The sequence below is a fragment of the Parafrankia irregularis genome (assembly GCF_001536285.1).
Taxonomy (GTDB): domain Bacteria; phylum Actinomycetota; class Actinomycetes; order Frankiales; family Frankiaceae; genus Parafrankia; species Parafrankia irregularis.
Genome location: NZ_FAOZ01000004.1, coordinates 303,058 through 316,940, shown reverse-complemented (window position 1 = coordinate 316,940; position 13,883 = coordinate 303,058). Strand labels below are relative to the sequence as shown.

At 70.5% G+C, this 13,883-nt stretch carries 15 protein-coding genes; 6 read left to right on the top strand and 9 right to left on the bottom strand.

Going from position 1 to position 13,883, the window contains the following annotated elements:
- Nucleotides 1–3 precede the first annotated feature (3 nt).
- Nucleotides 4–1,203, top strand: a complete 1,200-nt coding sequence (locus AWX74_RS08415; protein WP_091273382.1) for a glycosyltransferase family 2 protein — start codon at nucleotides 4–6, stop codon at nucleotides 1,201–1,203.
- 91 nt (nucleotides 1,204–1,294) lie between these two features.
- Nucleotides 1,295–1,966, top strand: a complete 672-nt coding sequence (locus AWX74_RS08410; RefSeq protein ID WP_207550280.1) for a GOLPH3/VPS74 family protein — start codon at nucleotides 1,295–1,297, stop codon at nucleotides 1,964–1,966.
- A gap of 12 nt (nucleotides 1,967–1,978) precedes the next feature.
- Here AWX74_RS08410 and mdoC read toward each other — a convergent pair whose 3' ends face one another.
- The 5 genes from mdoC to AWX74_RS08385 form a co-directional block, all read right to left on the bottom strand.
- A complete protein-coding gene (gene mdoC / locus AWX74_RS08405; RefSeq protein ID WP_091273378.1) occupies nucleotides 1,979–3,217 on the bottom strand; it encodes a glucans biosynthesis protein MdoC in 1,239 nt (412 codons plus the stop codon).
- Nucleotides 3,218–3,869: 652 nt separating this feature from the next.
- Entirely contained in the window at nucleotides 3,870–4,463 is a 594-nt protein-coding gene (locus AWX74_RS08400; RefSeq protein ID WP_091273376.1) for an SLATT domain-containing protein, read from the bottom strand.
- Between the two features lie 49 nt (nucleotides 4,464–4,512).
- The gene (locus tag AWX74_RS08395) at nucleotides 4,513–5,541 is read right to left on the bottom strand and encodes an alpha/beta fold hydrolase (protein WP_091273374.1); all 1,029 of its coding nucleotides are present in this window, start codon (nucleotides 5,539–5,541) and stop codon (nucleotides 4,513–4,515) included.
- Nucleotides 5,542–5,593: 52 nt separating this feature from the next.
- Nucleotides 5,594–6,409 (bottom strand): SDR family NAD(P)-dependent oxidoreductase, encoded by an 816-nt coding sequence (locus AWX74_RS08390; RefSeq protein ID WP_091273372.1) that lies wholly within the window; start codon nucleotides 6,407–6,409, stop codon nucleotides 5,594–5,596.
- A gap of 50 nt (nucleotides 6,410–6,459) precedes the next feature.
- Nucleotides 6,460–7,257, bottom strand: a complete 798-nt coding sequence (locus AWX74_RS08385) for an enoyl-CoA hydratase/isomerase family protein (protein ID WP_091273370.1) — start codon at nucleotides 7,255–7,257, stop codon at nucleotides 6,460–6,462.
- A 203-nt stretch (nucleotides 7,258–7,460) separates the two neighbouring features.
- Here AWX74_RS08385 and AWX74_RS08380 point away from each other — a divergent pair, with 203 nt between their 5' ends.
- Entirely contained in the window at nucleotides 7,461–7,808 is a 348-nt protein-coding gene (locus AWX74_RS08380; protein ID WP_054570828.1) for a VOC family protein, read from the top strand.
- A gap of 194 nt (nucleotides 7,809–8,002) precedes the next feature.
- Nucleotides 8,003–8,449: a nuclear transport factor 2 family protein gene (locus tag AWX74_RS08375; protein ID WP_091273368.1), complete on the top strand. Its 447-nt coding sequence runs from the start codon at nucleotides 8,003–8,005 to the stop codon at nucleotides 8,447–8,449.
- Nucleotides 8,450–8,553: 104 nt separating this feature from the next.
- On the opposite strand, the gene AWX74_RS08370 is transcribed toward AWX74_RS08375, so the two are convergent.
- Genes AWX74_RS08370 through AWX74_RS08355 form a run of 4 tightly spaced genes read right to left on the bottom strand, consistent with a single transcriptional unit; the run spans nucleotide 8,554 to nucleotide 13,160 of the window.
- Nucleotides 8,554–9,411 carry an SRPBCC family protein gene (locus tag AWX74_RS08370; RefSeq protein ID WP_091273366.1) on the bottom strand — a complete coding sequence of 286 codons (858 nt, stop codon included), beginning with the start codon at nucleotides 9,409–9,411 and terminating at the stop codon, nucleotides 8,554–8,556.
- Complete coding sequence (locus tag AWX74_RS41180; protein ID WP_054570825.1) at nucleotides 9,408–9,911, bottom strand: (2Fe-2S)-binding protein; 504 nt, start codon at nucleotides 9,909–9,911, stop codon at nucleotides 9,408–9,410. Before AWX74_RS41180 ends, AWX74_RS08370 begins: the two co-directional genes overlap by 4 nt.
- Nucleotides 9,904–10,776 carry an FAD binding domain-containing protein gene (locus AWX74_RS41175; RefSeq protein ID WP_091273364.1) on the bottom strand — a complete coding sequence of 291 codons (873 nt, stop codon included), beginning with the start codon at nucleotides 10,774–10,776 and terminating at the stop codon, nucleotides 9,904–9,906. The genes AWX74_RS41180 and AWX74_RS41175 overlap by 8 nt, the downstream gene beginning before the upstream one ends.
- Nucleotides 10,773–13,160, bottom strand: a complete 2,388-nt coding sequence (locus AWX74_RS08355; RefSeq protein ID WP_091273362.1) for a xanthine dehydrogenase family protein molybdopterin-binding subunit — start codon at nucleotides 13,158–13,160, stop codon at nucleotides 10,773–10,775. The genes AWX74_RS41175 and AWX74_RS08355 overlap by 4 nt, the downstream gene beginning before the upstream one ends.
- 215 nt (nucleotides 13,161–13,375) lie before the next feature.
- Between AWX74_RS08355 and mftA the strand changes: the two genes are divergently transcribed.
- Both mftA and mftB read left to right on the top strand, forming a co-directional pair.
- Nucleotides 13,376–13,540, top strand: coding sequence for a mycofactocin precursor MftA (gene mftA, locus AWX74_RS40670; protein ID WP_063793256.1), 165 nt, complete (start codon nucleotides 13,376–13,378; stop codon nucleotides 13,538–13,540).
- Nucleotides 13,530–13,874 (top strand): mycofactocin biosynthesis chaperone MftB, encoded by a 345-nt coding sequence (gene mftB / locus AWX74_RS08345; RefSeq protein ID WP_207550279.1) that lies wholly within the window; start codon nucleotides 13,530–13,532, stop codon nucleotides 13,872–13,874. The genes mftA and mftB overlap by 11 nt, the downstream gene beginning before the upstream one ends.
- Nucleotides 13,875–13,883: the final 9 nt, after the last annotated feature.

Sequence of the window (13,883 nt, the reverse complement as noted above, 5' to 3'; positions counted from 1 at the left end):
CCGATGCCCAGGCCCGCAGTGTCGGTGATCTGCCCGACCTACAACCGGTCCAGCCGGATCCTGCCGACGCTGCGCTCGGTGCGGGCGCAGACCTACCCCGACTGGGAGCTCCTGGTCGTCTCGGACGGTTCCAGCGACGACACGGACGAGATCGTCACCGGATACGCAGCCGTGGATCCCCGGGTGCGCCTGCTGCGGACGTCCCGCCAGGGCCACCCGGCACCGGTCCGGGAGATCGGGCTGGCGCAGGCCCGTGGTGACGTCATCGCCTACCTGGACCATGACGACACGTGGCTGCCCGACCATCTGGCGGTCCTGGTCGACGCCCTGCACCACGGCGGCTGCGGCGCCGGCTCGGGCGCCGGAGCCCGAGCCGGTGCCGGCGCCGATGTCGCGGCCACGGGTGCCGTCCGGGTCGGCCCGGACGGCATCCGCACCTCGGTCACCGGCCTGTTGGATCTGCTCTGGCACCCGGAGCTGCAGATCGTCTCGCCGTTCTTCGAGCCGTCCCGGGTGGCGCACCGCGCCGGCCTGACCGAGACGGTGGGTGGCTGGCGCCAGCTGGACTGCGGCCTGGAGGACTGGGACCTCTGGCTGCGCCTCGCCGACGCCGGAGCGCGCTTCGTCACCGTGGACGCCCGCACGGCCGTGCTCGAGGACGGTGGCCCCAGCCGACGTACCCAGGTGCCGCGGCGACATCACCACCCGCTGGGGCACTTTCCCGACCTCCGAAGCGCCGCCCGAGCCGTCGCGGCCCTGCGCGCGGCGGAGTCGGCCGCGGCGATGCGGGACAGCGCCCGCGCCGACCAGATCGCCTGGTACCGCGACCTCGCCGCGACCGGTGAGCTGCGCTGGCCGCTGCGGGCCGAACGAGGCCGGGTCGAACGAGGCCGGGCCGGCGAGCCGGTCAGCCCCGCCGCGGTCGCCGAGCTGGTCGAGCAGGCCCTCGGGCCCGTGGACCAGACCGCGCCGCCCTGGCCGGACCTGGTCGTCAGCAGGCAGCCGGCAGACCAGGGCGGCGGCGCGGTCATCGGGCTTCCGCTCTGGTGCGGCACGCCGGAGCACGCCGAGCGGGTGCGGGAGGTCCTACGGCACCGCCAGAAACGCCAGCTCGGCCTGGCCAGCCGGCTTCTCCGCACCGCCGGAAACACCACCGCCGGAAAGTCCGAACCCTTTACATCGTCCGACAAAAACCGGAGGTAACCAAGAAATAAAAACAGGTGTATTTCAGCTAACATTCCGGGGGGAACGGCCTGCTTTGTCAGGACGGCAGGAAGCCGCGATGATGTCGGCCATGGACATCACCATGGCCGAGAAGTTCCTGCTCCTCGCGCTGGACGAGAGCGGGAAGGATGTCGCCGGCGTCGGAGTCGACGTGGGCCTTGCCGCGTCCCTCGTCGCCGACCTGCTGGAGGCCGGCAGCCTACGGTTCGACGACGAGACGCTGGCGTTGAGCACCGGCACGTCGGAGGTGCCCGACAGCCCGCTGCTGCGCTCTGCACACACCGCGGCCGCGAGCACGGGCGCCCCGGCCAAGCTGGATGACCTGCTCCCCGTCATCGCCACCGAGCTGTCCCCGCTGTGGGAGCAGGCGGCCCGTCAGCTCGTCGAACGCGGCGTCCTGACCGAGAAGAAGGAACGGGTCGCCCTGGTGTTCCAGGTGACCCTCCACCCCGTCAGCGAACCCGCGCCAGGGCAGGCCCTCCGGCAGCGGCTGCAGGCCGTGCTGGCTTCGCAGACCGCGCCGTCGCCGGCCGATTCCGCGCTGCTGGCGATCGCGCATCCGTTCGGCCTGCTCGATCGCCTGGTCCCCGCCGAAGGCCAGGCCGACGCCGCGCGGCTGGCCACCGCGGCCGCTGACAGCACCGCTTTCACCCGCGCGCTGGGGGCGGCGGTGGCTGCCGCCCGGCAGACCCTGCTCGCGGCGCTGGCAGCCTCGGTCGCCGGTGGCGCCGCGGCCAGCTGAGCCGGGGCTCTGTCAGCGAGCCGAAGAAACACGCTCGATCTGGGCGGCCGGGCGACCCGCGGTGTCGGCCGGCCGTCCAGGCAGGTCGATCGACGTCACGGCGCCGCCCTGCATCTCGCGCGCGCCAGCTGAGCCACGTATCGATCTCCCGTTGAAGATCCTGCGCAGCAACACGGAACGCCGCACCACGAAATGGTGGCAGGCGAAGGTGGCTGCGTACGTCGCCACGACGAGCACCGCCATCTGCGCGAACCCGAGACCCGGGTCCATTCCCAGCAGCCGCGCGAAGGCGAAGATCCAGAAGAAGTGCAGAAGATACACCGTGTAGGACGCATCCGAAAGGTACTGGAAGACGGGTTGCGGTCGGGACCCGAAACGGTTGGCCACGGCGAAGAGCGTGGCTATCACCGGCAGCGCGAACAGCGTCTCGACCAGAGCACGGCCGGTGCCCGCCGACAGCACGCTCACCCACCGGCCCCAGGAGACCGCGAGAAGCAGCGCATACACCACCAGCACCACCGGCGCGGGTCGGCTGAAGAGCGGCAGCAGCCGGGCGCGGTCCAGGTGAAGCAGCACCCCGAGCAGAAAGAAGGGCAGGAACTCCAGGACGCGGCGAAGCAGGTCGGCATGGAAGCCCGAGCCGAGAACGGGCTCGAGGGCGCCACTCCAGCAGGCCCGCCCGGCGGCCATGAGAGCCAGCACCGCCAGCGTGATCGCGGTCATCGCGCGCAGCCGCCCCGCGGTGGTCAGCTGGTAGGCCCGGGTCGTGGTCACCGCCCTCAGCGCACGCACCGCGGCGGGGGTGAGCAGCACATACCCGACCAGCACCAACAGGAACCACAGATGCAGGTACCAGTTGAGCCGGCCGGCGAGCGCCTCCCCGGAACCGAAACTCAGGAACTCGGCGAAGGACATCTCGTGACCGCTGTGGAAGACACTGCTCATCCACAGCGTCGGCGGGTTGAAAACCAGCTGGGTGGCCAGCAGCGGAACCCCGACCGCGACAAGCCTGCGGCGCACGGCACGAGACGCGCCGTATTTCGCGACAAGCATCGTGGCGAGAAATCCGGAGACCACGAAGAAGGTCTCCATCCGGAAAAGACCGGAGGCCCGGGCGATGAAGTCGAAAACCGGGTCGACCCCCAGGGTCGAGACGTGGACGAAGACGCCCACCAGCATGAGGACCCCACGCAGCGCGTCGAGATCGTGGTAGCGCTCACCTTCGACGGGCTTACCCACCGGCTCCGCCACAGGTATTTTCCTCTCACCGTCTCGCCCGGGACCGATGCCATTTCCGCGCAGCCGCGCGACCGCCCACCCACCCGCGCACCGTGACAACAGGCGTGGGTACCGGCGAAATGCTACGCATCAGCCGGCGCCGGCCGTTGATGAGAAATGACACCGCGAGAAGAAGGTCGCCCGGCTGCCAGGACGAAAGACCGGAGAGATTCCAGGAAGGCGGTCCACTGCCGCCCGCCACACGGCCACCCACAGGGGCTCCCGTGCCGGCCGCGCAGCGCGCGCGGTGCCACGCCCTGCCAGCAATTCCCAACAAGATCCGCAAAACGGGTATGCGGGTGCCCGCCACGAAACCATTTTCAACCAGGATCAATATGACCGGGGGTGCGACCGGGATCACCACCACCCAAAGATCATGGAATCTTGGTCGTTCCGACGACCAAAATCCTCAAGTCTTGTCTGGTCGCAACGGTTACCCGAGGTTCGGGATTCTGCTATGGGCTCGCGAACACCTGACAATCCGCAAGCGTGGAGGATTTCGGTCGTCGGAGCGACCAGAATCCTCCACGCTTGCGACTCGCCCAACCAGGCCGCCGCGCTCAGGTGCCCAGCCAGAGTCCTCGGGTCCTCGGCCGGCGGCGGCCGGCGGCGGCCGGCGGTTCTGCTATGCGGCGGCCTGGGCGTCCCGGATCGCGCGGACCGTGGTGAGAAGCTCCTCCGTCGCCGTGTAGCAGGCACGCGGGCCCTGCTCGGGATCGGCGGCCGGGACGCCGTCGCTGACCGCCAGTTCCCAGCGCAGGAGCGCGTCGGAGAGCGCGTTCTCGGTCCGCCGCAGTCGGGACCCCACCTCGTCCCACCGGTAGAACTCGCGCAGCCCGGTGAGCACCGCCACGCAGACGCCCACGACGGACAGGGCCACGTCACGGTGGTCGAACCGCAAGCCGGCGAGCAGCGGCAGGCTGACCGCCAGCAACAGCGTGGCCAGCCCGCTGAGACGGTAAAAGAGCTGGTGCCGACTCGCTCGCCGCCGATACCGGTCGCGCAGCGGACGGACCTCGGCGTCGACGATCCCGCGGCAGCTGGCAACGGCCTGCGCCCACGCCGCATCCGGCGGATCGGGAACCGGAACAGGAACTGGCGCCTCCGAGGCCGGCGCTTCCGAAGCCGGCGCCTCCGAGGCCGAAGCCGGCGCCTTCGGAGCCGAAGCCGGCGCCTTCGATGCCGAAGTCGACGTATCCGAGGCCGGGCGCGTGCGCATGGGCTGATCCTCCCAAAGGGGCCATTCCCGACCGATCGGGAGCCCTCGTTCAGCCGGCGGATCGGGTTGCGGCCCGGGCCACGTGGGCGATGAAAGCGTCGAGACGTTCCCACAGCAGGCCGCGGGTGTCCGCGAAGTTGTGCATGTGCGCCATCCTGGGCACGACGAAACCCGCGAGATCGGTGGCCGCGACGAAGCCGGCGAGCTCCACGGTGAGCGGGCGGCAGACGTCCCGCTCACCGGTCGCGAGCAGAACAGGGACGTCGATGCACGCGATCTGGGCGCTCACCACCCCGGGCAGCATCGACTCGAAGCCGAATCCCGGGGCGGTGAGGCTGCCCCACGGTGGGGCGGTCCGCCGTGCGGGGAGGCCTCCTGCCAGGTCCGCGGCGATCAGGGAGGCCCGGTCCCACGGCGTGGCCGGCGGGTTGGCGTCCGGGCCACCGACGGTGTCAGCGCCGTCAGGACTGTCCTGCCAGTGGAAGACCCAGGGCCAGTCGGTGTTCGCCAGCGCGAGCAGGGCCGCGTCCGCGTCGGGCGTTCCCGCCGGGATCTCGACTTCGGGGGTGCCCGGGCGGACGGGCATGGTGGTGGCGGACATGCTGCTGCCGAGCATCGCCACGCCGTCGAAGGTGCGGTGGTCGGCCTGCATCGCGGCGAGCACGTGGCCGCCGAGCGACTGGCCGGCACCGATCACGGCGGAGACCTCCAGCGGCGGGACGCCCGGCGCGACCGTGCCGCCCCGCAGCCGTGCCAGCAGGTCGGTGACGACGGTGTGGTTCGCGGCGGCAAGAGTCGCCAGGGTGGTGACCGCCGGCGGTGGAACGGTACTGTCACCGACCCCGAGATGGTCGATCGCGACGACGACGGTGCCCTGCCGACAGTGGTGTTCCGCCTGGCTGAATCCGGCGGCTGGCAGGTCGAAGTAGCGCCGGTTGTATCCGCCGCCGGGAAGCGCGACGAGAACGGGCCGCGGGCCTGCCGAAGCAACCTCCCCCGCCGGCAGATGGATGCTTACCGCGATCTGCCACGCTCCATCCGGTGCGGGCACATCGACGGCCAGTTCGACCGGGCACAACGGCGGTAATGACCCTGATTCCTGCACTGATTTCCCTACTGTCGCTGAGACGTCAGGCGATCTGCGTTCCGCCGTCCACGCAGAGCACCTGGCCGGTCACGAAGGCTGCGCCGTCGGAGGCGAGGTAGACGGCGGCGGCGGCGATCTCGGCGGGGTAGGCGGTCTGGCGGGTCAGCACGGTCCGGCGGCCGATCGAGTGGAACTCCTCGGCCCGGGTCGCGGCCAGTCGCGCGAAGACGCCCTGTGGATGCCAGCGGCTGCCGGCGCTGACCTCCTTCTGGAAGTCCTGCGGAACCGTGCCGTAGGGCGCGACGGCGTTCACGGTGATGCCGTGCCGCCCGACCTCCTTGGCCAACACCTTTGTGAAGGTGTGTACCGCGCCCTTCATCGCCGAATAGACGGCGAGCAGCGGGTCGCCGACTATTCCGGATGTCGAGCCGATGTTGATGATCCGCCCACGGCCTTGTTCGATCATCCGGGGCAGGAGAGCATGGGTGCAGTTCAGCGTGCTGGTGAGGTTGAGCGCGATGTCGCGTTCCCAGGTGTCCGGGTCGGAGTCGGCGAACGCGTCCATGCCGACGTTGCCGCCGACGTTGTTCACGAGGACGTCCACCGGGCCGAACCGGGCGTGCACGGCAGCGGCCATCGCCGCGACCTGGGCGCGGTCCGTGACGTCCGCGGCCTGCCACAGCACGCCCCGGGCCCCCTGGCTGGCCAGGTCCTCGCAGACCTGGCGGCCCTGTTTCTCGTCCCGGCCCACAATGACGACGTTGCAGCTCTCAGCGGCGAAGGCCAGCGCCACCGCCCGCCCGATGTTGGCGTTCCCTCCGGTGACGACCACCGTGCGCCCGCCCAGTCCGGTCTCCATCACAGGCCTCCGCGGCTCAGACAGTTGGCGTCATCGCCGGACAGGTGGCGTCATCGCCGGCCGCCGCCGTTCGCGAACTCCGCGGGAATCCAGGCGGGCGCGCGCTTCTCCATGAAGGCGCGCATTCCCTCGCGCGGTTCCGGCGAGTTCTCCAGCGACCAGGTCATCGTCTGGTAGTCGATGAGACCGTAGCGCTCGTTGAGCATGCGCTTGACGTGCATCCGGGCCTCCGGAGCGGTCTGCAGGATCTCACCCGCGGCCTGCAGCGCGGCCTCACGCAACTGGTCGTGCGGGACGACCCGGCTGATGACGCCCAGGCGCTGTGCCTCGGCCGCGTCGAAGCGGCGGGCGGACAGCAGCAGATCGCGGGCCATGGCAAGCCCGACGTGCGCGGGCAGCACGGCGGCGTAGGTGGCGTCGGGGATACCGCGCAGCAGTTCGGGCACCCGGAAGACGGCGCGGTCACTGGCGACCGCGATGTCGGACATCATCGCGATCAGCAGGCCACCGGCCTGGCAGATGCCGTTGACCGCGGAGACGACGGGCGCCCGACTGTCACGGACCGTGAGGAACGGCAGGATGTCCTCGCTCCTGAGGTCGGTGGGGTAGGAGTCTCCGGGCTCGGACCTGCCTCCGAGGTCACCTCCCGGCGCGAACACGTCACCGGTGCCGGTGATGATCAGCGCGGACAGCTCGGGATCCGTGTTGACCAGGCGGACGGCCCGCTTGATGCCGTAGTACATGGCCGGGGTGAGCGCGTTACGGGCCGCCGGCCGGTCGATGATGCACCAGCCGATGACGCCCTCCCGCTCGAAACGCAGACCAGCCGCTCCCAGATCGTCCGCCATCCCAGCTCCTCCGCCTTGCCTATTCTCCGAATTCCGGTCATTGACATTTCGACCGGGCAGGACTAAGTGGTTCCGCCACTCGGATTCCTCCCGGATTCAGGCCGTCAGTGCGGGCCCGTCCTACCGGGTGGGAACTGTACGCCGACCGTAACGTCCGACGCCAGCCACTGGAACTCGGCCGCATCTGATGCCAGCGTTGGGGCATGCCACGATTCCACCACGCCAACCTCGGCGTTCCGCCCGGTCTTGAGGATGCCGAAGGCGCGTTCCTCGTCGACATCCTCGGTTACCGCCGGATCGACGTGCCCGCCGACCTGGTCGGAGTCGCCCGCTGGTACGAGGCGGACGATGCCAGCCAGATCCATCTCAGTACCGACCCGGACCATCGGCCCGCAGCCAGGGCACACACCGCCGTGGAGATCGATACCGAGGTCGAGTCACGGCTACGCGCCGCCGGCATCAGCTACCGGACCACCGGCCGAGACGGCCTGACCGTGCTGTTCTGCGCCGACCCGGCTGCCAACCGCTGGGAGCTGCGGATTGCAGGTTGATTGCGCACATCCGGCCGTGGTAAGACAACTGACGTTCCGCCGTTAATACCGGCTTCCGCGCGCCGGTATTACACGCATGCCCGCATCCGGTCTGCATTCGTACGCACGATCGGCGGCGCGCTGTGCGAGCGTATGTTACTCATCGACCACGCCAGGCGCCACCCGTGAACGAAGATTTTCGAGGAAGGAACCGCATGGGCTTACAGGAGCTGGCCGACAAGATCGAGATTCACGAGGTGCTGGCCCGGTACGCGCGGGGCGTCGACACCAGGGACTGGGATCTGTGGCGGACGGTTTTCACCGAGGACGCATTCATTGATTACCGGGCAGCCAGCTCGTCGGACACCAGCTTCGGCTCACGCGACGAGATGGAGGTCTGGCTGACGAACGGCATCGGCATGATCCCGATGACGCAGCACTACATCACCAACATCGAGATCGAGCTCGCCGGCGACACCGCGAAGGTGCTGGCGATGTTCTTCAACCCCATGCGCCTGCCGGGGACGACCGGTCTGTCCTACTGCGGCGGCTTCTACAACCACGAGATGGTGCGCACCGACGAGGGCTGGAAGAGCCGGCGCCTGGTCGAGGAGAACGTCTGGTTCGAGGCCGCGCCCGGGGCAGCCCAGCTGCGCCAGTAGCCCAGCTGCACCAGTAGCCCGGATGGCTGGAGCCGGTCGGCGGCCGGTTCCGCGGAACCGGCCGCCGAGAGCATCCGGGGGCTGTCCTGGCTGCGTGCCCGCGGTCAGCGCCTGGTGCCCGGGCCGGGCGGAAGGACCACGTTGACCACGATGGGGCGTGGCTTGCGCCGCGCCACGGCGACGACCAGCAGCAACGCCCCGGCCGGCGCCGCCGCGGAACGCGCGAGCGGGAGGTAGCGCGCGAGCGGGGCGAGACGGATGAGCAGCGGCGTGAACTTGGTGAGCAGTCCCGCGCTCGCCGTGGCCAGCAGGTCGAGAGGCTCGGCCATCGGCGCCTCCGGTGCCGCGGATGCCGCAGGTGCTGCCGGTGCCGCAGGTGCGCCGGCGGCCGGTGCCTCGGTTGCCGCCAGCGGCACGGCGGGTGGCGCCGCGGCCGGTTCCGCGGAACCGTTCGCCGCGGCCGGCGCGGCTGGCACGGCAGGTGTTTCGGCCGGCGTGGCCGGTGTCTCGGTGGGAGTCGCGGTCAGCTCGTTGGCGAGGTTCGTCGCGAACTTTCCGACCAGGGTTCCGGCGACCTCGGCGAGCACCCCGCGGCCGAACTGCGCGGGCTTTCCGGTGATGTCCAGGTCGGTCTCGACCTCGACGTTGGTGGACGAGTCACCGGAGTCCACCAGCCGGCAGGTGACCAGCGCCTTGGCGGTTCCGTTCCCGCGCAGCTCCCGGCCGCTGGCTTCGAGCACCGCGACCTTGGCGGCCTCGTCCTGGGTGACGAACTTGATCGTGCCGTTGTAGGTCAGGCCGACCGGGCCCACCTTGACCTTGATCTTGCCCTGGTAGCTGTCGCCGTCCTTGGACGTGAGCACCGCGCCTGGGACGCACGGCGTGATGCGTTCGACGTCCAGCAGCACCCGCCAGGCCTCATCCGCCGGCACGGGAATACTGAGTGTGTTCTCCAGTTTCATTCGGATTCCTTCGCAGAGCCGGCGCCTTCGGCCAGGGCTTCCGCCGCGGCCCGGACGGCGTTGATGATTCCCTGGTACCCGGTGCAGCGGCAGAGGTTCCCGGACAGCGCGTCCCGGATCTCGTCGTCGGTGGGCTTCGGGTTCTCCTCGAGGAAGGCCGTCACCGAGACGACGAACCCCGGTGTGCAGAACCCGCACTGCAGGCCGTGGTGATCACGGAAGGCGGCCTGGACGACGGACAGCTCGCCGTCGGGCTCCGCCAGCCCCTCCACGGTCGTGATCTCGGCGCCGTCGGCCTGCACGGCGAAGATCAGGCAGGCGCGGACGGCCTCACCGTCGAGGAGCACCGAACATGCGCCGCAGACACCGTGCTCGCAGCCCAGATGCGTGCCGGTGAGCCCGCAGTTGACCCGCAGGAAGTCGGCGAGGATGAGCCGCGGCGGCACACTGGCCCGCCGCGCGATCCCGTTGACCCGTACCTGGATGTCGACGTCAGTCACCGACCGCCTCCTGTAAGGCCCGCTGCCAGGCCCGGGCCACCATGGCCGCGCCCACGCGCTTGCGATAGCTGGCCGACCCGTGCAGGTCGGTGGGAACCGAGTCGAGGCCGGCCATGGCGGTCCGCCCGATCTCGTCGGCGTCGCTGTCGGCGGGTGACGTGCCGAGCAGCTCGGTCTCCACCTCCGTCGCCCGGCGGGCGCACGGGCCCAGGCCGAACAGGGAGATGGCGCACCGGTCGATCCGCCCGTCCGAGCCGACACCGACGGCGACGCAGGCACCGGCCATCGCGAAGTCGCCGTGACGACGGGCGAACTCCTCGACAGCGAACCCGGCACGGCCCTGCCAGACCGGGAAGGTGATGCCGGTGAGCAGTTCGTCGTCCTCCAGCTCGGTGCTCCACGTGCCGGTGAAGAACTCGGCCGCGGGGATGGTGCGGCGCCCGCGGGGTGACAGTGCGTCGAGCTCGACGTCCAGGGCGAGCGCGACCGCCGGGTATTCGGCGGAGGCGTCGGCATGGGCGATGGAGCCTCCGATGGTCCCACGGCTGCGGATCTGGAGGTGGCCGATCAGCGGGGTGGCCCGGGCGAGCAGCGGCACGTTGAGGCCGATCGACTCGGAGCGCCCGATGGTCGCCTGGGTGGTGCCGGCACCGATCCACACCGACCCGTCGCGCGTCTCGATACCGCGCAGCTCGTCGACGCGGCGCAGGTCGACGAGGTTCTCGAAGACCGCCAGCCGCAGGGCCAGCATCGGCACCAGGCTCTGGCCGCCGGCGAGGGCCTTCGCGTCGTCCAGGTCGGCGAGCAGGCCGACGGCTTCCTCGGCGCTGGTCGGAGCGTGGTATTCGAACGTCGCCGGCTTCATCCCGCCACCGCCGTCCGCGCCGCACCGGCCGCGCCGGCCGCGCCGCGCTGGGCCGCTTCCTCAAGCAGGTCGATGATGGTCGACGGGGTCAGCGGCAGCCGGGAGATGCGCACGCCGAACGGCGCGAGCGCGTCGGCGACCGCGTTGATCACCGCGGGTGGGGCGCCGATGGCGCCACCCTCACCGACACCCTTGTAGCCGCCGGGGCCGATGCTGGGTGTCTCGACGTGCCCGAGCTCGATCGTGGGCACCTCCGCCGCGGTCGGCAGCAGGTAGTCCATGAACGTGGTGGTGACGGGGTTGCCGGCATCGTCGTAGGCGAGCTCCTCGTAGAGCGCGCCACCGATGCCCTGGACGGTGCCGCCGAAGATCTGGCCCTCCACGACGTTCGGGTTGATCATAGGCCCGCAGTCCTCACTGACGATGTAGCGCAGCAGCTTCACCTCGCCGGTGACGATGTCGACCTCGCAGGTGCACACGTGCGTCGCGTTGGCCCACAGCATGAGGTGCTGGGCCCGGAACCGTCCACTGACCTCCAGGCCCACGGACAGCTCCGCGGGCAGCGAGCCGGACTTGAAGTAGGCGGTCTCGGCGATCTCCGCCAGCGTCACCTGCTTCTCGGGGCTGCCCTTCACCGAGGCGACGCCGCGGGTGAACTCGACCTCGTCGACCGGGACGCCGCCGAGCAGGTGGGCGGCCAGGGCCAGGATCCGTCCGCGCAGCTCGGTGGCGGTCTGGTTGACCGCGCCGGCGGTCATCGGGCCCGAGCGGCTTCCACCCGTGCCGCCACCGAACGGGGTCACGGCCGTGTCGCCCTGGATGCTGCTGACGTCCGCGATGTCGACGCCGAGGGCGTCGGCGGTGAGCTGGATGACCGTGGTCTCCAGGCTGTTGCCGCACGAGCCGCCGGCCACGTACACGTTGACCTTGCCGGACGGTTCGACCCGGATCGTCGCGCCCTCGGTGCCGTACAGCGCGCTCGCGCCCGCGGTCGGCTCCACGTAGGTGCAGGTGCCGACGCCGATGTAGCGCCCGGCGGCCCGGGCCTGCTCCTGCTCGCGGCGGAACGCGTCGTAGTCGAGGATCTCCAGGGCCTGCTCGAACGTCTCCAGCGGCGTGATGTCGCTGTAGGGCATGCCGTTGCAGTTCGCCGTCGGCAGCTCGTCGCGGCGCAGCATGTTCTTGCGGCGCAGCTCGACGGGGTCGATGCCGATCTGGCGGGCGGCGACGTCGAGGAGGCACTCGCGGGCCACCGACTCGAACTGCCACGGGCCGCGGTAGGCGACCCGCCCGCTGGTGTTGGAGAAGGCGAACCGGGAGTTGAACGTCCCCTCGGGTATGCGGTACGGCCCGGGGAAGATCAGCCCGACCGCGATACCGCTGCCCACCGGGTTCGGTGACGGGTACGCGCCGGCGTCCTGCACGTGGTCGATGGTGGCGGCGAGGATGCGGCCGTCGTCGTCGAAGGCCATCCGCGCCTCGCCGTGCTCGTGGCGGGCCTGGCCGGCGGCGAGCAGGTGCTCCTGCCTGTCCTCGATCCACTTCAGCGGGGCGGGCACCTTCGTCGCCGCGATCATCATGCACATGTCCTCGCGCAGCGGCAGCACCTTCTGCCCGAAGCCGCCGCCGGTGTCGCGCATGACGACCCGCACCGAGTGCTCGGGGATCGCGAGCAGGCGGGCGCAGAATCCGCGCACCTCGTGCGGGGACTGCGTCGCCGTCCAGATCGTCATCGTCCCGTCGGACGGCGACCATTCGGTGACGATGCCGCGGGTCTCCATCGGCATCGCGCAGTAGGCCTGCTGGTGGTACGTCTCGCTCACCACGTGCGGGGCACTGTCGAAGGTGGGCGCGAGGTCGGCCATCGGCCGGCCACCGATCTGCCCGACGAGGTTTCCGGGGTACGCCTCGTGGACCAGCTCGGACGAATCGAACGCGGTGGCGTAGTCGACCACCGGCGGCAGCTGGTCGTAGTCGACGATCACCAGCTCGGCGGCGTCCTCGGCGATGTAGCGGTCCTGCGCGATGATCATCGCCACCGGGTCACCGACGTGGCGCACCTCGCCCTCGGCCAGCGGCGGGCGGGGGGTGTCCGGCGCGTGGCGCCCTTCCAGGCTGAACCACTGCTCGTGGACGTGGGGGTTGATGTCGGCGGCGGTGAGGACCGCGTGCACGCCGTCGAGGGCGAGTGCCTCGGAGATGTCGATGCCGGTGATCCGGGCCCGTGCGACCGGGCTGCGGACGAAGTTGACGTGCAGCATGCCGGGGCGCACCACGTCGTCGACGAAGGTGCCTCGCCCGGTGAGAAGCCGTGCGTCCTCGACCCGTTTCACCCGCCTGCCGGCGTAGCGGTCGGATTCTGTCGCCTGCTGGGAGCCACTCATCGGCTCTCCCGACGGCTCGGGGGCGCGGCCCTGTCGGCGAGCAGCGCCAGCAGGGCAGGCAGGGCGGACAGGACGGGTAACGGCGGTAACAACCCGGGCGGTGGCCTCATGGGGCTTTATTTTAGCCACAGGTGCCATTAATGTGACCGCACACCACCGAGCGCGCCGGCTGCCGGCCGGTACGTGACCACCGGTACGTGACACGAGGAGGCAACATGCGCAGGCCCAGCACCCAGGTCGAGGCGGAGCAGGTCGGCACCACCGGCCCCGCCGCCCCCACCGGCCCCGCCGCGCAGATCCACCACGGCACCGAGGCACCGCTGGTCGAGGACACCCTGATCGAGGAGGTCTCGATCGACGGGATGTGCGGTGTCTACTGACACCCTCAAAGACCGCACCCTCAAGGACCGCACCCTCGAGGACCAGACCCTCGACGCGGCCTGGGAGCTGTCCCGGTCCGTCGCGCTGCGCCCCGAGTCGTTCGGGGCGCTCGCGTACCACTTCGGCAACCGCCGTCTGATCTTCCTGAAGCGCAGGGAGCTGGTCGAGGTGGTGCGAGGCCTGGGCGACGCGCCCGACGCCCGCACCGCCCTGCGCCGAGCCGGTGTCCCCGCCGAGCAGTGGCCGTCGTTCGCGGCCGCGCTGCGCGGGCTGGCCAACGCCGACGTGATCCGTCCCCGTGAGCCACGTGAGCCAGAGGGAGAAGCCAGTTGACCATCCTGA

What these genes read in the sequence shown, in the direction of transcription:
- AWX74_RS08415 (WP_091273382.1), top strand. Translation starts at nt 4, where the DNA reads ATGCCCAGGCCCGCAGTGTCGGTGATCTGCCCGACCTACAACCGGTCC.
- AWX74_RS08410 (WP_207550280.1), top strand. Translation starts at nt 1,295, where the DNA reads ATGGACATCACCATGGCCGAGAAGTTCCTGCTCCTCGCGCTGGACGAG.
- AWX74_RS08400 (WP_091273376.1), bottom strand. Translation starts at nt 4,463, where the DNA reads ATGCGCACGCGCCCGGCCTCGGATACGTCGACTTCGGCATCGAAGGCG.
- AWX74_RS08390 (WP_091273372.1), bottom strand. Translation starts at nt 6,409, where the DNA reads ATGGAGACCGGACTGGGCGGGCGCACGGTGGTCGTCACCGGAGGGAAC.
- AWX74_RS08385 (WP_091273370.1), bottom strand. Translation starts at nt 7,257, where the DNA reads ATGGCGGACGATCTGGGAGCGGCTGGTCTGCGTTTCGAGCGGGAGGGC.
- AWX74_RS08380 (WP_054570828.1), top strand. Translation starts at nt 7,461, where the DNA reads ATGCCACGATTCCACCACGCCAACCTCGGCGTTCCGCCCGGTCTTGAG.
- AWX74_RS08375 (WP_091273368.1), top strand. Translation starts at nt 8,003, where the DNA reads ATGGGCTTACAGGAGCTGGCCGACAAGATCGAGATTCACGAGGTGCTG.
- AWX74_RS08370 (WP_091273366.1), bottom strand. Translation starts at nt 9,411, where the DNA reads ATGAAACTGGAGAACACACTCAGTATTCCCGTGCCGGCGGATGAGGCC.
- AWX74_RS41175 (WP_091273364.1), bottom strand. Translation starts at nt 10,776, where the DNA reads ATGAAGCCGGCGACGTTCGAATACCACGCTCCGACCAGCGCCGAGGAA.
- AWX74_RS08355 (WP_091273362.1), bottom strand. Translation starts at nt 13,160, where the DNA reads ATGAGTGGCTCCCAGCAGGCGACAGAATCCGACCGCTACGCCGGCAGG.
- mftA (WP_063793256.1), top strand. Translation starts at nt 13,376, where the DNA reads ATGCGCAGGCCCAGCACCCAGGTCGAGGCGGAGCAGGTCGGCACCACC.